Annotated in this window: 14 protein-coding genes; all 14 read left to right on the forward strand. The window is 72.4% G+C overall.

Going from position 1 to position 19020, the window contains the following annotated elements:
* Nucleotides 1–173 precede the first annotated feature (173 nt).
* The 14 genes from ACLIRP_RS17600 to ACLIRP_RS17665 all read left to right on the forward strand — a co-directional run bounded on the left by ACLIRP_RS17600 (nucleotide 174) and on the right by ACLIRP_RS17665 (nucleotide 18979).
* Nucleotides 174–2399, forward strand: a complete 2226-nt coding sequence (locus ACLIRP_RS17600) for a heparinase II/III family protein (protein WP_412061776.1) — start codon at nucleotides 174–176, stop codon at nucleotides 2397–2399.
* 56 nt (nucleotides 2400–2455) lie between these two features.
* A complete protein-coding gene (locus ACLIRP_RS17605; RefSeq protein ID WP_412061777.1) occupies nucleotides 2456–3211 on the forward strand; it encodes an SDR family NAD(P)-dependent oxidoreductase in 756 nt (251 codons plus the stop codon).
* 4 nt (nucleotides 3212–3215) lie between these two features.
* The gene (locus tag ACLIRP_RS17610) at nucleotides 3216–3575 is read left to right on the forward strand and encodes a cupin domain-containing protein (protein WP_412061778.1); all 360 of its coding nucleotides are present in this window, start codon (nucleotides 3216–3218) and stop codon (nucleotides 3573–3575) included.
* A gap of 49 nt (nucleotides 3576–3624) precedes the next feature.
* On the forward strand, nucleotides 3625–6216 hold the full coding sequence (locus ACLIRP_RS17615) for a heparinase II/III family protein (protein WP_412061779.1): 2592 nt from the start codon (nucleotides 3625–3627) through the stop codon (nucleotides 6214–6216).
* The gene (locus ACLIRP_RS17620) at nucleotides 6216–7217 is read left to right on the forward strand and encodes a TRAP transporter substrate-binding protein (RefSeq protein ID WP_412061780.1); all 1002 of its coding nucleotides are present in this window, start codon (nucleotides 6216–6218) and stop codon (nucleotides 7215–7217) included. Before ACLIRP_RS17615 ends, ACLIRP_RS17620 begins: the two co-directional genes overlap by 1 nt.
* Nucleotides 7214–7771: a TRAP transporter small permease gene (locus tag ACLIRP_RS17625; RefSeq protein ID WP_412061781.1), complete on the forward strand. Its 558-nt coding sequence runs from the start codon at nucleotides 7214–7216 to the stop codon at nucleotides 7769–7771. The genes ACLIRP_RS17620 and ACLIRP_RS17625 overlap by 4 nt, the downstream gene beginning before the upstream one ends.
* 155 nt (nucleotides 7772–7926) lie before the next feature.
* Nucleotides 7927–9222, forward strand: coding sequence for a TRAP transporter large permease (locus ACLIRP_RS17630; protein WP_412061782.1), 1296 nt, complete (start codon nucleotides 7927–7929; stop codon nucleotides 9220–9222).
* Between the two features lie 45 nt (nucleotides 9223–9267).
* Nucleotides 9268–10002, forward strand: a complete 735-nt coding sequence (locus tag ACLIRP_RS17635; protein WP_412061783.1) for a FadR/GntR family transcriptional regulator — start codon at nucleotides 9268–9270, stop codon at nucleotides 10000–10002.
* Between the two features lie 131 nt (nucleotides 10003–10133).
* Nucleotides 10134–11675, forward strand: coding sequence for a T9SS type A sorting domain-containing protein (locus tag ACLIRP_RS17640; RefSeq protein ID WP_412061784.1), 1542 nt, complete (start codon nucleotides 10134–10136; stop codon nucleotides 11673–11675).
* Between the two features lie 72 nt (nucleotides 11676–11747).
* Entirely contained in the window at nucleotides 11748–12401 is a 654-nt protein-coding gene (locus ACLIRP_RS17645; RefSeq protein WP_412061785.1) for a bifunctional 4-hydroxy-2-oxoglutarate aldolase/2-dehydro-3-deoxy-phosphogluconate aldolase, read from the forward strand.
* 3 nt (nucleotides 12402–12404) lie between these two features.
* Nucleotides 12405–13457 (forward strand): PfkB family carbohydrate kinase, encoded by a 1053-nt coding sequence (locus ACLIRP_RS17650; protein WP_412061786.1) that lies wholly within the window; start codon nucleotides 12405–12407, stop codon nucleotides 13455–13457.
* Between the two features lie 88 nt (nucleotides 13458–13545).
* Entirely contained in the window at nucleotides 13546–13692 is a 147-nt protein-coding gene (locus ACLIRP_RS17655) for a hypothetical protein (RefSeq protein WP_412061787.1), read from the forward strand.
* A 316-nt stretch (nucleotides 13693–14008) separates the two neighbouring features.
* On the forward strand, nucleotides 14009–18064 hold the full coding sequence (locus tag ACLIRP_RS17660; RefSeq protein ID WP_412061788.1) for an ATP-binding protein: 4056 nt from the start codon (nucleotides 14009–14011) through the stop codon (nucleotides 18062–18064).
* Nucleotides 18065–18349: 285 nt separating this feature from the next.
* Nucleotides 18350–18979, forward strand: a complete 630-nt coding sequence (locus ACLIRP_RS17665) for a hypothetical protein (RefSeq protein ID WP_412061789.1) — start codon at nucleotides 18350–18352, stop codon at nucleotides 18977–18979.
* Nucleotides 18980–19020: the final 41 nt, after the last annotated feature.

A 19020-nucleotide genomic window follows, 5' to 3' on the forward strand; every position in this document is an offset into this window, starting at 1 on the left:
TCGAGGTCGGAGGGCTCCACGGCCGCCGCCGATGGACTCGCAGGGGCGTAGAGCGGGCAAAGTACGGCGATCGCCTTGACTTGTATGACATGTTACAAGTAGACTGCGTCTCGAACCGGAAGCGCTCCCACAGTCGACGGACGCGACCCGCCCCCTCCTCGCCCGCGATGTTCGTGCTCCGCCTCCTTCCTCTCGCCGCGCTGGCCTTGGGCACCGCCGCGTGCGCGCAGGGGCCGGCCACCGTCGCGGGCGGCCCGGCGGCGGCGACCGGGGCCGCGCACCCGAACGTCTTCGTCGACGCCGACGAGATCGCGGCGATCCGCGCCGCGCGCGGCCGGTACGCCCTCCTCGACGCGACGATCGCGGAGGACGTCGCGATGATGGAGGCGGCGTTCGCGGCGCCGATCGAGACGCCGCCGCCGGGCGAGGCGGGCGGCTACGCGCACGAACGCCACAAGCAGAACTACCGCGAGATGCTGGCGGCTGGGACGCTGTTCCAGATCACCGGCGAGCGCCGCTACGCCGACTTCGTGCGCGACATGCTGGTGCAGTACGCCGAGATGTACCCGGCGCTCGGGCCGCACCAGCTGAGCGAGCGCCAGGTGCCGGGCAAGCTGTTCCACCAGCTCCTGAACGAGAACGTCTGGCTCGTCCACACCATCGTCGGCTACGACGCCGTCTACGACGCGCTGACGGCCGACGAGCGGGCGACGATCGAGGCGGGCGTGTTCCGGCCCATGCTCGACTGGTTCACGGGCGAGGGCGCGTTCTCGCTCGACCGGGTCCACAACCACGGCACGTGGGCGGCCGCGAGCGTGGGGATGGCCGGCTACGTGCTCGGCGACCCCGACTTGGTCGAGCAGGCGCTCTTGGGGACCGACAAGAGCGGCGAGGCCGGCTTCCTCAAGCAGCTCGACGAGCTGTTCTCGCCCGACGGCTACTACATGGAGGGGCCGTACTACGCCCGCTACGCCATCTGGCCGTTCTTCTACTTTGCCGAGGCCATCGAGCGCAACGAGCCCGAGCGCGGCATCTACGCCCACCGCGACGGGATCCTGGAGAAGGCGCTCTACGCGACGGTCCAGACCGCGTGGCCGGACGGCACCTTCCCGGCCCTCAACGACGGCAGCCTGTACATGGACGTCGCCGCGCCCGGCGTCGTGCTCGGGACCGACCTCGTCTACGACCGCTACGGGGGCGACCCGACGCTCCTGGGCGTCGCCCGCTTCCAGGGCCGCGTGGTCCTGAACGGCTCCGGGCTGGCGGTCGCCCGCGCGTTCGACGCCGCCGAGACGATCCCCGAGATGACGTGGGACAGCGTCGAGTTCAGGGACGGGGCCGACGGTGAGGGCGGCGGGCTGGGTATCCTGCGCGCCGGGACGGGGGAGGGGCAGACGGTCGCCCTGATGAAGTACGGCGTCCACGGGCTCGGCCACGGCCACTTCGACAAGCTGTCGCTCATCCTGTGGGACCAGGGCCGCGACGTGCTCGACGACTACGGGTTCGCCCGGTTCGTCAACGTCGAGCCCAAGTACGGCGGGCGATACCTGCCGGAGAACGACACCTGGGCCAAGCAGACGTTGGCGCACAACACGGTCGTGGTCGACGGCCGGAGCCAGAACGACGGCGACCGCCGCGAAGCGGACGCCATGCACGCCGACCGCCACTTTTTCGACGGCGACGGAAGCGACGGCGTCCAGAGCGTGAGCGCGTTCGCGCGGGACTACTACCCCGGCGTCGACATGCAGCGGACCGTGCTGCTCGTGGAGGACGACGCGTTCGATCACCCGATCCTGATCGACCTGTTCCGGCTCGCTTCCGACGCCGAGCACCAGTACGACTACCCGGTCCACTACGACGGCGTCCCGATCACGGCGAGTTTCGACTTGGCCGGCCACGCCGACGCGCTCCGCCCCCTCGGCGACGATGCCGGCTACCAGCACGTCTGGGAGACCGGCCGCGCGAGCGCGACGGGCGACGTCCAGTTCACCTGGCTCGACGGCGGGCGCTACTACTCGGTGACGACGAGTGGCTCCGCGCCGACCGAGGTGCTGATGGGCCGGACGGGCGCGAACGACCCCGACTTTAACCTGACCAGCGAGCCGCTCCTCGTCCTGCGCCGCCGCGCCGCCGACCACCTGTTCGCAACCGTCATCGAGCCGCACGGCTACTTCAGCGGGGCGACCGAGAGCTCGGTCCAGGCCCGCCCCCGCGTCGCCGCCGTCCGCGTGCTCGGCGCCGACGACCGCGCGAGCGTGGTCGAGATCGAGGACCACGACGGCGCGCGATGGCACGTCCTCGTCAACAACGGCGCGCCGAGCGACGGCGCCCACACGGCCACGGTCGGCGGCCGGACCGTCTCCTGGACCGGGAACGCCGCCGTCCGCCCCGTCCGCTAGCTCACCCTCCCCGGCTGGCGGACCGCCGCCGGCACTCAACCCAACCCCGTACTCCCGTGCTCGACCTTTCTGGAAAGACCGCCCTCGTCACCGGTGGTGGCCGCGACATCGGCAAGGCCATCTGCCACCGCCTCGCGCAGGCCGGCGCCGCCGTCGCCATCAACTACCGCTCCAGTAAAGACGAGGCCGAGGCCGCCGCCCGGGAGATCACCGACGCCGGCGGCACCGCCGTCGCCGTCCAGGCCGACGTCACCAAGGCCGACGAAGTCGAGCGGCTCGTCGCCGAGACCTGCGACCAACTGGGCGGGGGCATCGACATCCTGGTCAACAACGCGGGCGGCCTGCTCGAGCGGTGCCCGATCACCGAGATGAGCGAGGACCTGTGGGACCGCGTGATGGACGTCAACTTCAAGAGCGTCTACCTCGTGACCAAGGCCGCCGCGGCGCGGATGAACGACGGCGGCGCGATCGTCAACCTGTCGTCGCTCGCGGCGCGGAATGGCGGCGGCGGCGGGGCCGTCGCGTACGCGGCCTCGAAGGGCGGCGTGCTCACACTCACGCGCGGGCTCGCGAAAGAGCTCTCGGGCCGCAAGATCCGCTGCAACGCCGTCTCGCCCGGCTTGATCAACACGACGTTCCACGACACGTTCACGCCCGACGACGCGCGGCAGCGGACGGCCAACACGACCGCCGCCGGGCGCGAGGGCGAGGCCGACGACGTGGCCCAGGCCGTCCTCTTCCTCGCCTCCGATGCCTCGTCGTACGTCAACGGCGAGTCCCTCGAGATCAACGGCGGCCTCTACTTTACCTGAGCCCATGGAGTCGTCTATCCAGGGCTCCGGCCCGTTCGTCAAGGCCGCCGAGGTGGAGTGGGAGGCGCCCGACCCGGGCGTCACACGCCAGGTCCTCGGCTACGACGGCGAGCTCATGCTCGTCCGCGTCCTCTTCGAGACCGGCGCCGTCGGGACGCCGCACGCCCACCCCCACCGCCAGGTCAGCTACGTGTGCAAGGGCGCCTTCGATGTCACCATCGACGGCGTCACGACGACGCTCGGTGAGGGCGACAGCTTTTTCGTCGAGCCCGACCTCGTCCACGGCGCCGTGTGCACCGAGGCCGGGGAGCTGCTCGACGTGTTCGCGCCGGCGCGCGAGACGTTCGTCCCCCCCGGCGGCTGAGCCGTTCTTCCGGTCTGCCCCGGTCGACTTTCCTTCCCACCGCCCCCGCATGCGCCCCGCGCTCCTCCTCGCGCTCCTCGTCGGCCTGGCCGTGCCCTCGGGCGCGCAGAGCCAGTACGACACGTACACCGGCTGGGCCGTCTCGACGGACCCGGTCCTGCCCGCGGCGGAGGCCCACCCCCAGCTCTGGTTCGGCGCCGACGACCTCGACGCGCTCCGCGCAAAGTGGGACGACCCCGCCTACGCCGAGGTCCGCGCCCGCGTCCAGGCCGACGTCAACCGGTACCGCAGCCGCAACCCCGAGGCGACCGACCCCGGCGACCGCGCCCAGATGGCGAAGGCCCTCGCGTTCGCGTGGATCGTCGACGGCGACATCGTCGCGCGCGTCAAGGGCTACCAGGCGCTCCTGCTGGCGTACCAGAACGTCCCGCGCGAGGCGACCTCGGCCGCCTTCGGTGGCGAGTACGACGAGATTTACCGGGCCACGTGGCTCCAAAACTTCTGCGCCGCCTACGACTGGCTCCACAGCGAGCTCACGGCGGACGACGAGGCCACGGTCCGCGCGGCACTAGCCGAAGAGGCGGCACTCCTGGCGGAGAACATGGTCTCAGGCGTCCGCTACGCGCCGCGCCCGCACAACCACCGCTCGAAGCCGGCCTACGCCGTCGGCACGGCGGCGCTCACGTTGTCCGACCACCCCGACGCGGCCGACTGGCTCCGCTTGTCGCTGGAGCAGGTCAACACGACGACGCGGTACCAGTTTTCGGCCGACGGCGTCTACCGCGAGGGCTCGCACTACTGGCTGTACACCTTCGTCAACGGGCTCCCTTTCCTGTGGCAGTACCGCCAGGCCGGCGTCGACCTGTTCCCCGCCTACCAGCCCACGTTCGAGTGGGCCGTCCGCACGCGGACCGGGCGGGGGTGGATGCCGGCGCTCGAGGACGGCTTCCCCAAGCCCGCGCCCACGCACATGGCTGCGGCCGCCTACGCCGACGCCCCGACCGACCTCCACGCGACGGCCCCGCTCGGCCAAGTCCTCCAGTGGAACTGGGACACGACGACCTTCTTCACGTCCAACTACACCGGGGCCACGAACGACGTGGTCTGGAGCGTCGACGAGTTCCTGACGATGGACCTGTCGATCCCGGCGACGGCACCCGACGCCTCGCCGACGCAACGCCTGGAGAGCGGGCAGGTCGCCTTCCGCAGCGACTGGAACGGGGGCGACCCGGACACCCGGATGCTCCTGTTCCACGGCGTCGCCAGCGCCGACAACCACGACCACCCCGACCTGCTCTCGTACGCGCTCGACGCCGAGAACACGCCGCTCGCGGTCGACCCGGGCTACGGGCCGGACGGGTTCTCCGACGACCGCCGCGACTGGTACCTCTCGGCGCGCGCCCACAACGTCCTGACGGTCAACGGCTTCTCGGCCCGCGACCTCAGCATGCAGCAGAACGAGGGGCCGGAGCAGACGGCGTTCGTCGACGGGCCGGCCTTCGACGCCGCCGAGATGCGGGCGCCCAACAACGGCGTCATGGGCGGGGCGGTCGTGACGCGCGGCGTCGCCTTCCTCGACGACGAGCTGTTCGTGGTCTACGACCACGTCGAGGCGTCGAATGAGGCGAGCCTGCAGGTCCACCTCCACGGCCGCGGCGCGCCTGACCGGACGGCGAACCGCGTCACGTGGACGGCGCCCGACGACGCGGTCGGCGACGGCGGCGCGCTCCACGCCGCGTTCTTCGCCGACGGCCCGCTCCTGTTCGACGAGGACGACGGGTGGACGAGCTTCTACTTCGACCGCGAGGAGACGCAGCGCTGGGTGGCCGCGCGGCGCAACGCCGCCGGCGGGACGTTCCTCCACACGCTCGCGGCCTCGCCCGTCGGCGCTGCCGCCCCGGCCACGGCCGACCACACCGACGGGGCTTTGGTGAGCGCCGAGTTGGCGACCGACGCCGGCGCGTGGCACCTCGCGACCCAGCGCGAGCCCGGCACGCGCACGGCCGACCGCCTCGCGACCGACGCCGCGTTCGCCGCCGTCGGCCGCGAGGGCGACGCCGTGACCCGGTGGGGCGTGGTCCGCGGCGCCGAGATCCGGTGGGACGGGTCAGCGCTCGTCGAGGCCGACGCCCCGCTCACGCTCTCCGCCGACCTCCGCGACCCCTCGGCGCCGTCGCTTACGGTCGCCCCGTCCGACGGCGGCGCGACGGTCACGCTGCAACTCGTGCCCGCGACGGCGACTCCGACCGGCGCCACGCTCGACGGCGCGGCGCTCGCGTACGAGAACCTGGGCGCCGGCCGCGTCCGGTTTGTCGTCCCCGCTGCGGGGGGGGTGGTCGGGATCGAGACCGATGTCGCCGTGAGCGGCGAGGCCGCGCCTGGGGGCGTGCGCCTCCGCTTGGGAGCCGCGCCGAACCCGTCCGCCGGGGCCGTCCGCCTCGCGCTCGACCTCCCCGTCGCCGGCGCGGTCCGCGTCGCCGTGTACGACGCGCTCGGGCGCCGGGTCGCCACGCTCGCCGACGGTCCGCGCCCGGCGGGCCCGCTCGCCCTCACGTGGGCCGCCACCGTGCCCGCGGGGGTCTACCTCGCCGTCGCCGAGACCGAGCGGTCGCGGGCGACGGCCCGCCTCGTCCGCCTGTGATGCGCCGCCGCCTCCCGCTCGTCGTGCTCGCGCTGCTCCTGGTGGGCTGCGCCGAGCAGGGCGACGTCACCGTCCTCCGCGTCGCCAACTCGCTCGACGTCGAGTCGCCGGTCCACCACGCGCTCGTCCGGTTCGACGAACGGCTCCAGGCGCTCTCCGGCGGGACGATGCGGATGGAGATCTACCCGAGCGGCCAACTCGGGACCGAGCGCGCGACGCTCGAGCTCCTGCAGCTCGGCACGCTCGACATGGCGAAGGTGTCGTCGGGCGTGATGGAGAGCTTCGTGCCCGAGATGGGCGTCTTTAGCCTGCCGTACCTCTTCCGCGACCGCGAGCACCTCTGGCAAACATTGGGCGGCGAGATCGGCGAAGAGATTCTGGCCTCCGCCGAGCCGTACCGGATGCTCGGCGTGGCGTACTACGACGCCGGCTTCCGGAGCTTCTACATCAACGGCCGCGAGGTCCGCACGCCCGACGATCTGGCAGGCCTGAAGGTCCGCGTCATCCCGAGCCCGCTCTTTATCCGGACCATCAACTTGCTAGGTGGGAACGCGACGCCGCTCGCCTTTTCGGAGGTCTACGGCGCGCTCCAGCAGGGGATCGTCGACGGCGCCGAGAACAGCCCGATGAGCCTCTACGGCATGGGCCACTACCAGCAGGTCACCCACTACGTGCTCGACGAGCACTCGGCCCCGCCGGACCTCCTGCTGATCTCGACGCACCGCTGGAACAAGATGAGCGAGCAGGAGCGGGCGTGGTTCCGCCAGGCCGCCGCCGAGTCCGTCGCGCTCCAGCGGGCGCTGTGGCTCGAGGAAGAGGGCGCCGCGCTCGACTCGGTCCGCGCCGCCGGCGTCGAGGTCCTCGAGGTCGACAAGGCCCCGTTCCGCGCGGCCGTCGCGCCGATCTACGCCGAGCTGGCGGGCACGCCCGTCGGCGCCCTCGCCGACCGCATCCGGTCGCTCCCCGAGGCCGCCCCCGCCGACACGACCGCCGCCCCATGACCGACGCCTCCACGCCCCCGACCCGCGGGTTCACCGCCGCGCTCGACCGCGCGCTCGCCGCCCTCTTGATCGGCCTCACTGTCGTGATGGTCGTGACGGTGTCGTGGCAGGTGGCCACGCGCTTCCTCCTCAACAGCCCGAGCTCGTACACCGAGGAGCTGGCGACCTTCCTCTTGCTGTGGATCTCGCTCTTGGGCGCGGCCTACGCGCTCCGCCAGGGGGCCCACCTCGGGATCGACGTGGTTGTGGCCCAGCTCGCGCTCCCGGTCCGTCGCCGCGCGCGGGTGGCGAGCTACGTCGTCGTGGCCGTGTTCTCGATCGTGGCGCTCGTCGTCGGAGGCGGGCTGCTCGTGCGCGTCACGTTCGAGCTCGGCCAGCGGTCGGCCGCCTTCCAGGTGCCGATGGGCGTCGTGTACCTCGCGCTCCCGCTCTCAGGCCTGCTCATGGCCTACTACGCCGCCGTTGGCGCCGCCGAGACGCTCCGCGGGACGCGCCCGCCGGACGACACCTCCGGCGCGTCCGAGCCCCCCGACACCATCCGCCTCGTGGACTGAGCGGGGGATGGGTGATGAGTAAAGAGTGATGGGCCAACCCACGCAGAACGACAGCGACACCGAACCGAACCCGACAGAATGAGCAAGGCGACGGCACGCCCCCCACTCGGAGCCAGCCGTTCGCTCATCACCCATCACGCTGTACCCATCACCCCATGGCCCTCGCCGTCACCGTCCTGCTCGTCGTCTTCCTGGTGCTCTTGGCGCTCGACGTGCCCGTGGCGTTCTGCATCGGGTCGGCCACGCTCGCGTCGCTGCTGACCGTCGTGGACCCGGGGCCGGCCGTGAGCACCGTCGCGCAGCGGCTGGCGGGCGGGCTCGACAGCTTCACCCTCCTTGCGATCCCGTTTTTCATCCTGGCCGGCAACCTGATGGCGCGGGGCGGCATCGCGCAGCGGCTGATCGCGTTCGCGCGGTCGCTTGTCGGCTCGCTGCCGGGCGGGCTCGCGTTCGTCAACATCATCGCGTCGATGCTGTTCGGGGCCATCTCGGGCTCGGCCATCGCGGCGGCCGCGGCGATCGGCGGGGTGATGCACCCGAAGATGACCGAGGCCGGGTACGACGAGGGGTTCAGCGCCGCCGTCAACGTGTCGGCCGCGACGACCGGGCTCATCATCCCGCCGTCGAACGTGCTCATCGTGTACTCGCTCGCCTCGGGCGGCGTCAGCGTGGCCGCGCTGTTTGTGGCCGGCTACATCCCGGGCCTCATCCTGGGCTTGTCGTTGATGCTCGTCGCCGGCGTGATCGCCAAGCGGAACGGGTACGGGACCGACGCGCGCGTGCCGCTCCCCGAGGTCGCGCGGCGGTTCTGGGACGCGCTCCCCAGCCTGGGCCTCATCGTCGTCGTGATCGGGGGGATCGTGGCCGGCATCTTTACCGCCACCGAGGCCGCGGCCATCGCCGTGCTCTACGCGCTCGTGCTCTCGGTCGGCGTCTACCGCGCCGTGTCGGTCCGCGAGCTCGGCCCGGTCATCCTGCAGTCGGTCGTGACCACGGCCGTCGTGATGCTGCTCGTGGCGACGTCGATGGCGCTCTCGTGGGTGCTCTCGTTCGACCGGATCCCCCAGGGCGTCGCCGAGGGGCTGGTGACGATGACCGACAACCCGGTCGTGCTCCTGCTGCTCATCAACGGGGTGCTCCTGGCGGTCGGGACGTTTATGGACATGACCCCGGCCATCCTGATCTTTACGTCCATCTTCCTGCCGGTCGCGGTGAGCCTGGGGATCGACCCGCTCCACTTCGGGATCATCATGGTGCTCAACCTGTGCATCGGGCTGTGCACGCCGCCGGTCGGGACCGTCCTGTTCGCCGGGTGCGGCGTGGCCGGGGTGCCCGTCTCGCGGATCGTGCGGCCGCTCTTGCCGCTCTACGTCGCGATGCTCGTCGCCCTCGCCATCGTCATCCTGTTCCCGTCGCTGACGCTCGCTCTCCCCCGAGCCTTCGGGCTTTAGGACGCGCCCGGCCTGTATGTTGTCCGACACGTTCCTCGCTCCCTCATGTCGAGCACCCGCTTCAAAGCCGTCGGCAAGCCTGAACTGCTGAGCCAGACCGTCGAGACCGCCATCGAGGACGCGATCCGCGCCGGGACCTTTGCCCAGGGCGACAAGCTCCCCTCGGAGATGCAGCTCTGCGGGGAGTTCGGCGTCAGCCGGACCGTCATGCGCGAGGCGCTCCGGATGCTCTCGGCCCGGGGGCTCCTCCGCATCGAGAAGGGGAAGGGCATCTTCGTGCAGCGGCTGACGGCCGACTCGGTCGCCAACCCGATGGAGCTCTACCTCCACATGCACAGCGGGCCGGACAACGCGCTCCACGTCGTCGGCGCGCGCCAGCTGATCGAGCCGCCGATTGCGGCCGCGGCGGCGGTCCACCACACCGAGGCGGACGCGGCCAAGCTCCGGGCCAACATCGAGGCGCTGACGGCGGCGACCAACGACCGCGAGCGGCTCTCCCAGCTCGACATGGCGTTCCACCTGCTGATCGCCGAGGCCACCCACAACCCGGTGCTGCCCCTGTTTATCCGGCCCATCCAGCTGCTCATGCCCGCCATCAAGGCCGGCGTCTACGAGGCCGTCGGCGACGCGCACACGGCGGCGGTCCACTGGCACTCCCGGATCCTCGACGCCATCCTCGCCCGCGACGCCGACCGCGCTGCGGCCGAGATGACCGGCCACCTCGAGATCGCGCGCGAGCACGTCGAGGCCACGCTCCGCCACAACGCCGAGGCGGCTTAGGGCGGGCAGCGAGCGGGCGAGCTCCCGTTTTTCGGAAGCGCTTGCAGGAGGGCGTCGGGACCCCTATACTGGATTCAGCCTGTATGACATGTTACATCCTACAGGCAACCGTGCCACTTGCCCCCACCCCCATGCGCCACCTCTACTCGTCCCTGCTCGTCGGCCTCTTGCTGGCCGCGGCCCCTGCGTCTGCCCAGATCACCGTCGCGAATAGCGGTGACTGGAGCGACCCCGCGACCTGGTCGACGGGCGCCGTCCCGACCGCCGCGGACGACGTCGTCGTCGACTCGACCGTCACCATCGACATCGCCGACGCCGTCGCCAACAACGTGACCGTCACCGGCGACGAGGGCTGGCTCCGGACGGGCCGCGGAATCCCCGGCACCGACGAAAAGGGGCTCACCGTCTTCGGCGACCTCGTCATCGACGGGCCCGACGCCCAGCTCCGCCCGCTCTCCAACGTCGACGAGAACGACGTCGGACAGGGCGAGATCTACCACCGCCTGACCGTCCACGGCAGCATCGACAACTCGACTGGCGGCACGTTCGACATGCGCCGCGGCTCGACGTCGGGGTCCGACCCCGACGCCTCCTTTATCGACCTCATCTTCGACGGGAGCGACGACGCCACGCTCCACCTCGGCGACTACGACAACGACGACAACCAGCTCTTCCGCGTCACGATCGCCAAGGACGACGGCGCGACCGTCACGATGCTCAACGACGCGACCGTCGACAACAACAGCCGGGCCGTCTTCACGCTCGAGAGCGGGTATCTCGACACCGGCGACTTCCGGTTCACCCTCATCTCCAACAACAGCCAGGTGGTCCAGGGCGGCTCGCCGGCGTCCTACGTGCTCGGCGAGTTCGCGCGCGGCCTCCCGAAGGGGACCGTCGGGGACCAGTCCAGCCGCGGCTTCCCGCTCGGCGACGCGAGTGGCTACCGGCCCGCGACGGTCTACGTGACCGACCGGCCGTCCGACGACCAGTTCATGGGCGTCCGGCTGATCAGCGACGCCCCCGCCGGCGCGCTCGAGGGCGGGCTCATGGAGCTCTCGCCGAACCGGCACTACGCCTTCGAGTGGTACTTTTTCGACTCGGCCGACCCGATCTCGCTCGACCGCGTCGAGGTGTCCTACGGCACCGGCGACGGCGTCCCCGAGGGGAGCAGCGACTTCGTCGTGGCCAGCTCCACCGACGGCGGCGCGACGTGGACGAATGCGGGCGGCGTCGACGAGGACGGCACGACGCCCCACGTGACCTCGCTCGTCGCCCCGCCGACGCCGATCGGCTCGGGCGAGCTGACGGGCTGGGACTTCGACTTCGAGGTCGTCGGGACCGACGTCGTCGGCGACGTCCACTACGCCGCCGTCGGCACGACGGCCGCCTTCGGGACGGCCGTCGAGACCCCGGTCCGGGGCGCCTTCGAGCTGGCCGTCGCGCCGAACCCGGCCGCGGGCCGGGCGACCGTCTCGTTCGCGCTGGTCACCGCAGGTGAGGCGACCGTCGAGGTGTTCGACGTGCTCGGCCGCCGCGTGGCGACGCTCGCCGACGGCCCGCTCGCCGCTGGCGACCACGCGCTGACGTGGACGGGCGCCGCGCCGGGCCTCTACGTGGTCCGCTTGCGGGCCGGCGCCGAGGCCGGCGTCCAGACCGTCACCGTCGTCCGCTAGCCGCCGGCGACCTTCTGCAGGCACGCCGACCGTCGTGTCGGCGTGCCTGCTCTCGTTCCCCCCCTGTCCGCCATGCCGTCTCTCGTGCGTGATGCCGTCGTCGACCGGGTCCGGGCGCTGGGCGCCGTGGCCGTGGTCCGGTCGCAGCACCCCGACCGCCTGGTGGCCTCTGTCGAGGCGCTCCTCGAGGGTGGCGTCGAGGCCATCGAGATCACCCTTACCGTCCCCGGCGCCCTCGGCCAGATCCGCCGGGTGGCCGAGGCCTTCGGCGACCGCGTGCTCCTCGGCGTCGGCTCGGTGACCGACGCCGAGACCACGCGCCAGGCCATCGAGGCAGGCGCCCGCTACGTCGTCAGCCCCGTCTTCAAGCCCTCCATCATCGAGGCCGCGCACGCGCACGGGGCGGCCGCCATGCCCGGCTGCTTTACGCCGACCGAGGCCCAGACGGCCTGGGAAGCCGGCGCCGACGTGGTCAAGATCTTCCCGGCAGGCGTCTTGGGCCTGTCGTTCTTCAAGGGCGTGCTCGCGCCGCTCCCGCACCTCCGGCTGATGCCGACGGGCGGCGTCACGCTCGACAATGCCGGCGACTGGCTCCGCGCCGGGGCCGTCGCCGTCGGCGTGGGCGGCGCGCTCTGGGACGACCGCGCCGTCGCCGCCGGGGACTACGGCACGCTCACCGCGAACGCCCGGCGCCTTTCCGACTCCATCGCCGCCGCGCGCGGCTGACCCATGGCTACTGTCGTCACCTTCGGCGAGATCATGCTCCGGCTCTCGACGCCCGGCTTCGAGCGCTTCGCCCAGGCCACGTCCTTCGACGCCACCTTCGGGGGCGGCGAGGCGAACGTCGCCGTCTCGCTCGCCCACTTCGGCCACGACGCCCGGTTCGTGTGCAAGCTCCCGACGCACGAGATCGGGCAGGCCGCCGTCAACCGGCTGCGCCAGTTCGGCGTCGACACCCGGTACGTGGTGCGCGGCGGCGAGCGCGTGGGGATCTACTTTTTGGAGACCGGCGCGAGCCAGCGGCCCTCGAAGGTCGTCTACGACCGCGCCCACTCGGCCGTGTCCGAGATGGATCCGGGCGAGGTCGACTGGGACGCCGCCTTCGACGGGGCCGACTGGTTCCACTGGACCGGGATCACGCCGGCCCTGGGCGAGAAGCCACGCCGGGCCGTCGAGCGGGCGTGCCGCGCGGCGAAGGCGGCCGGGGCGACCGTCTCGTGCGACCTCAACTTCCGCTCGAAGCTGTGGACGACGGACGAGGCCCAGGCGACGATGCGCCCGCTCATGGAGCACGTCGACGTGTGCATCGCGAATGAGGAGGACGCCGACCGCTCGCTCGGCGTCCGCACCGAGGGCTCGGGCGCCGACGCGGCCGACGAGGCCGCGCTCGACGAGGCCGGTTACGCGCGGCTCGCGGAGAAGCTCACGCAGGACTTCGGGTTCGACGCCGTCGCCATCACGCTGCGCGAGAGCCACAGCGCGTCGGACAACGGGTGGAGCGCGATGCTGCTCGGCGGCGCCGGGCGCGCGGCCCCGCTCGCGGAGGCGACGCGGAGCCGGGTCTACGACGTCCGCCTGGTCGACCGCGTCGGCGGCGGCGACAGCTTCGCGGCCGGGCTCATCCACGGGCTCCTGACGAAGGACGCGGCGGCCGACGCCCTCGAGTTCGCCGTCGCCGCGAGTGCCCTCAAGCAGACGATCTCCGGCGACCTCAACCTGACTTCGGCTGACGAGGTCGAAAAGCTGGCTGGGGGCTCCGGCTCCGGCCGCGTCGAACGCTAGGCGGCGGAGAGGCCACACTGGGGGCCGGGAACGGGGGGCTCGGATAACGAAACCGGCTCCTGCGCGGTGCAGAAGCCGAGTTGGGGACGTGCTCCGCCAGAACGGGGCCTCGGTCAACACGATCTCGAAGGCGCTCGGCCATTCGTCGATCGCGGTCACGGAGTCGTACCTCGCTGCGTTCGACCGGGCCGACGCCGAGGCCGAGATACGGAGCGCGTTCGGCGACGGGACCTGACTCGGGAGCACCGGTGCCCGGCTCGGATCGCGCTGCAGAGGGCGACCGTGGGGAACCAGCAATGGAGAGGTCCCCGGACGCTGTTGGCCGGACGGGCTACCGAGCGCAGTCCGCGACGTCAGGGCGGACGTGGGGGGACTGCCGTGGGGCCTGCGAATGGGCCGTTTCCCGGACGGGCCGCCTTGGTCTTGCGAGTGCAGCGTTGCCAGGGGAGGGCGGTATCCTATCGGCGCTCCCACCGACCACCGTGGCTCGTCCGACCCTTCGACTCGCAATGGCCGATCTTTGCGGCGCGGCAAGAGCGTGCCTAGGCGTCTTGCTAGGCATCGCCGTCACGGTCCCGGCCCAGTCCCAATCACTAAGCCCTGCTCTCGACGCTCGGTACCTCGTCGCGGCGTGGGGAAGCGAGGACGGGCTGCCGCTCGACCACACGACGGGTGCCGCCTACGGCCCCGACGGTCTCCTGTGGGTCTCGACGTACGACGGGGTCGTCCGGTTCGACGGGCTGGCGTTCCATGCGGTACCGGACGCCGAGGCTGCCCCGTCCCGCCGCGCCGCCTGGATCACCACGACCGGCGGCGGCGAGGTGTGGGTCGGGTTCGAGAACGGGGCCATCGGGCGATACCGTGAAGGCCGCTTCGACAACCTCACCGAGCGGTTCGGCCTACCTCCTGGCCGGGCGTTTGGCGCGGTCGAGGTAAGGCCCGGCGCTGTATGGATTCCGACCCGGCGCGGTCTCTGGGAGGTACAAGACGAGACGGCACAGCCGGTCTCGCGCGGAGCGGGGGGCGAATCCGGGAACGTCCGAGCCTCGAGGCTGGGGTGGATCGCCGACGCGGGCGGGACCTTCGTCCGCAGGCTCTCAGACGGATCTGTGCGACCGCTTCAGGTGACGCACGCGTCGAATGTCCTGCGGAGCGGGCGGTCTGTTCAGGTCGTGCTCCAGGGAGAGCTCTACATATCCGACGGCCAACGGCTCGCCAGTGCGCCGTCCCCGTCCGTCGACGGTCTCGAGTGGGAGGTGTACCGGTCCGTCCCAACCCCCGATGGCCCCCTGCGCCTCCTGCTCAACCGGCGAGGTGGGGACGGCCGGCGCCTGTGGGCGACCTACGAGGACGGCGCGTACCGCGTCCGCCGTGGGCTGGCGGGGACGCCGGGCGAATTCCACGTGCCCGTCACGAGCGGACGGACGACGTGGGACGTCTCGGACGGCTACCTCCGTTCGGGCGGAACCCGAGTCGTCCGTCTCGGCGCGCTCCCGAGCGTGCAGATCGTCCCCGACGGCGCGGGCGGCGTGTGGGTGACGGGGGGGCGCCTCCTCCGTGTGAGGCCGCGGCGGGTAACCGAGGTGTCGGGGCCGAACGGGCCGCTCGGCAACACGTACCCCGTGCTCGCCACACGGTCCGGCGACGTCTGGGCGGGGACGTGGTCGCCCGAGGCGCTCGTGAGGGTCCGAGGCGAGGCGGCCGTTGAGACCGAGACGATCTCGTGGCCCACGGCCCTCGCCGAAGGAGCCGACGGAGACCTCTGGCTCAGCGCCTACAGCCGCGTCTTTCGGAAGAGCAGGGCCGACTGGCGGGAGGTTGCGATGGACAGCACGTACGCGGCACGAACCATCCTGGAGACCGACCGCGGCGACGTGTGGATCGGCCACACCGAGGGCGCCCTCGTCGGGCGGGAGGGCGGGCCGTGGCGGCCGGTCCTCCGAGGCGTGCCGGTCGTCGACATCGAGCCGTGGGGGGACGGCGTCCTCCTAGCGACGCAGGGCCGAGGAATCCTCTACGCGACCCGCGCCGGAGTCTCCTCGTGGCTCCGGGCGTCGTCAGGGCTGGCCTCCGACAACGTCCGCGACGTCACGCCGGACCCGAGTGGGGGGCACTGGGTAGCCACAGAAGACGCCGGGCTCTGCCGGCTGCGGGGGACCGGCGGCGGCCCGCTGGCGGGCCGCCCCGCGTGCCTCGGACGAGCCGAGGGGCTCCCCGACGTGAGCCTTCACCGGGTCCTCCCGGACGGCCGGGGGCGCCTCTGGGTGACGTCGAACCGCGGCGTGTTCTGGATCGACCGGGACGACGCCGAACGAACGACCCGTGCGATCGCCGACGGCCGGTCCGCTAGGGTGACGCCGGTCGCCTTTTCCGAGCACCATGGGATGCCGCACCGCGAGGCCAACGGGGCGTACCAGCCGGCCGGCTCCATGACCCCGGACGGACGGTTCTACGTCCCGACCCAGGCCGGCGTCGCCGTGTTCGACACGGGGGTGATCGGGCGGCCCGAGCCGCCTCCGGCCCTCGTGCTGAGCGCGGCCGGCGCGGGCGGCGAGAAGGTCTACGATGACCGGCTCGACCTCGCGCCCGGGGAGCGAGACCTGTCCGTCCGGTTCACGGCGGCCGAGTTCGACTACCCGGAGTCGGTGCAGTACCGGGTCCGGCTCGTCGGCTACGACGACGGCTGGCGCGACCCCGGCGACCGACGCGAGGCCGTCTACACAAACCTGCCTCCAGGCGACTACACGTTCCAGGTCCAGGCCGGACTCGGCGGGGCGTGGGGGGGCGTCGGCGAGGTCGCGGTCGTCCGCGCGCCGCACTGGTGGGAGACGTGGGCGTTCCGGGTCGGCGCCGGGCTGGCGGCTCTGCTCGGGCTGGGCGCCGTCGGGTGGGTCGCCTCACGCGCCCGCGTCCGCGCGCTCGAGCAGCGCCAGCGCGAGCTGGAGGCGACGGTAGACGAACGGACGGCGGCGCTCCGCAGAGCGAACGAAGCGAAGACGCGGTTCCTCGTCAACGTGTCCCACGAGTTGCGGACGCCGCTGGCGCTCGTGCTCGGCCCGCTCGACGACCTCCGCCGGGGCCGGTTCGACATCGAGGCCCGCGCCCGGCCGCTCCTCGACCGGGCCGCCTTCAACGGCCGCCGCCTCCGCCGTCTCGTCGACGACCTGCTCACGCTGGCTCGCCTCGACGCCGATGCGGTCACGCTCCGGCCCGAGACCGTCGACCTCGGCGCGTTCGTCCGGACGCGCGTGGCCGCGTTCCGCTCGCGGGCCGCGACAGCGGGGCTCGACCTCTCGGTCCGCGCGCCCGCGTCGCCCGTCGTCGCCGCGGTCGACCCCGCCCAACTCGAGACGGCGCTCTACAACGTGATCGCCAACGCCGTCAAGTTCACGCCGGACGGAGGGCGCGTTGCCGTCCGCGTCGGGTCGGACGCCGAGAGCGCCGTCGTGGTCGTCGAGGACGATGGCCCCGGCATCGCGCCGGACGACCTCGACCGGCTGTTCGACCGGTTCTACCAGGGCGACACGGACGCGGCCCGACGCGGGGAGGGCACCGGCATCGGCCTCTCGCTCGTCCGCGAGATCGTGGAGCTCCACGGCGGGGCCGTCGACGTCGAGAGCACGGTCGGCGAGGGGACGACGGTGACCCTGCGCGTACCCCGGCTCCCTGACGTCACGGCGGCCGGACCCGCGAGACCGGTCGGGGTCGGCGGTGACGGGAGACGCGGCGCCCCCCCGGCTCGGCCCTCCGCGCGCGCCGTCGAGGCGCGGTCCCGACCGGCCACGGAGGCCGATGCCGCTGACCTCGACGACGACGACCGCCCCCTCGTCCTCGTCGTCGAGGACCACCCCGACCTCCGGGCCTACCTCCGGACCCACCTCGACGGTCGCTACCGGGTCGCCGAGGCCGCGGACGGGGCCGAGGGGATCGAGCGCGCGCGGGACCTCGTCCCAGACCTCGTCCTCACCGACCTCATGATGCCCGAGGTCGATGGACTCGGCGTGCTCGACGCGCTCAAGCGGGACGTTCTGACAAGCCACGTGCCGGTCGTCCTCCTCACGGCCCGGGCCGACGCCGAGAGCCAGACGGCCGGGTTCGAGGGCGGCGCCGACGCCTACCTCGCCAAGCCGTTCGACGCCGACGTCCTGCTCGCCCGCGTTGGCGGGCTGATCGCGCAGCGCCGGGCGCTCCGCGCGCTGTGGGCGGGAGGCGCGTCCGGAGAGGAGGCGCCAGCCGAGGCGCTCCCGCCGGCCGAGGCCGCCTTCCTCACCGGCCTCGACGCCGCGATCGCCGAGCGGATGGCTGACGCTACGTTCGGTGTCGCGGCCCTCGCGGACGCCCTCGCCCTGAGCCCCCGCCAGCTCCGCCGCAAGCTGGCGGCGCTCACGGACGAGTCCCCGGTCGAGCGGCTCCGCCGGGCGCGCGTCGAGCGGGCGGCCGAGCTGCTGGCCGCGGGGCGGTCGGTGAAGCAGGCGCAGCGGGAGGTCGGGTTCACGAGCGCCTCCGGGTTTCGGACGGCGTTCCACGCGGTGCTGGGCGTCGCCCCGGCCGACGCCGCGGCGGTGCCGGGCAGGACGGGAGAGGGCATCGCGGACGGTGAGGAATAGCCGGTCTTCGGCGCACAACAGCCGGTTTGGGCTGTCCATGTCCGATCTGCGGCGCAGGTCGTCCGATCCTCGTCGCGGGCTGTGGGCACGTTACGTCCTGGTGTCGCTCACCCGTCGGGCTCAGACGAGCGATGTCGCGCGGCGGACGCCGATCTGTCCGCCGCGGGGGATCGGCCCTGGCGCTCTCCACCACCCCCACCCTCGGACTACGGCAGCGTAGCCCAGCCATCACCGGTAGACCGCACCGACGGCGAACGCCTTCCCTCTGACGATCCCCTCCCATTCATGCGACCGACTCGGATCTTTCCCCTGCTCCTGTGCACCCTGCTCGCCGCGTGCGGCGGCGAACCCGACGAGGCGGCGGTGCCGGTCGAGGATCAAGCCATCCTGGCTCCCGAACGCTCCACCGGCTTGTCGGTGGAGCCAGGCGCCGGCGCGCCCCCGGAGATGCCGCCGAACGACGGGCCGTACGAGGGCGAGATCGCCCTGGTGAGCGACCGGGTCGAGGGTCCCGCTTCGGTAGGCGACGTCCGGCTCTGCAACATGGACACGGCGCCCTCCGGGGAGTGGGAGGAGACCTGCTACCTCGTCGAGCTGCAGCAGCACCGCGACGGGTCGCTCTACGGGGAGGGCACCCGCGTCTCGGTCCGGCAGACCGACGACGACCCCGGCCTGATCGCCCCGGCCGACCGTGACTCGGTCGAGCTGTTCGGCCACATCGCCAACGACGACGTCATCCACCTCCAGGCCGCCGAGGGCGACCGGACGTGGTACGCCCGCTACGACACGCCGGAAACGATCGACTTTGGCGACGGCGTCGTCGAGGTGGTGCGGTACGAGGGGTCGTACTGGGCCAGCGAGCCGGCTGCGTCCGGCACGGCCGTGCTCGACTACGAGACGGACTACGGGGAGTAGGTCGCGGAGTGGATACCCACGCCGCTCGCACGCCCCTCCTC

The organism is Rubrivirga halophila (assembly GCF_046845755.1).
GTDB lineage: Bacteria > Bacteroidota > Rhodothermia > Rhodothermales > Rubricoccaceae > Rubrivirga.

Excerpts from the sequence above, each read along its gene's own strand:
- ACLIRP_RS17650 (WP_412061786.1), top strand. The coding sequence starts at position 12,405 with ATGGCTACTGTCGTCACCTTCGGCGAGATCATGCTCCGGCTCTCGACG.
- ACLIRP_RS17620 (WP_412061780.1), top strand. The coding sequence starts at position 6,216 with ATGCGCCGCCGCCTCCCGCTCGTCGTGCTCGCGCTGCTCCTGGTGGGC.
- ACLIRP_RS17645 (WP_412061785.1), top strand. The coding sequence starts at position 11,748 with ATGCCGTCTCTCGTGCGTGATGCCGTCGTCGACCGGGTCCGGGCGCTG.
- ACLIRP_RS17630 (WP_412061782.1), top strand. The coding sequence starts at position 7,927 with ATGGCCCTCGCCGTCACCGTCCTGCTCGTCGTCTTCCTGGTGCTCTTG.
- ACLIRP_RS17635 (WP_412061783.1), top strand. The coding sequence starts at position 9,268 with ATGTCGAGCACCCGCTTCAAAGCCGTCGGCAAGCCTGAACTGCTGAGC.
- ACLIRP_RS17665 (WP_412061789.1), top strand. The coding sequence starts at position 18,350 with ATGCGACCGACTCGGATCTTTCCCCTGCTCCTGTGCACCCTGCTCGCC.
- ACLIRP_RS17610 (WP_412061778.1), top strand. The coding sequence starts at position 3,216 with ATGGAGTCGTCTATCCAGGGCTCCGGCCCGTTCGTCAAGGCCGCCGAG.
- ACLIRP_RS17625 (WP_412061781.1), top strand. The coding sequence starts at position 7,214 with ATGACCGACGCCTCCACGCCCCCGACCCGCGGGTTCACCGCCGCGCTC.
- ACLIRP_RS17615 (WP_412061779.1), top strand. The coding sequence starts at position 3,625 with ATGCGCCCCGCGCTCCTCCTCGCGCTCCTCGTCGGCCTGGCCGTGCCC.
- ACLIRP_RS17640 (WP_412061784.1), top strand. The coding sequence starts at position 10,134 with ATGCGCCACCTCTACTCGTCCCTGCTCGTCGGCCTCTTGCTGGCCGCG.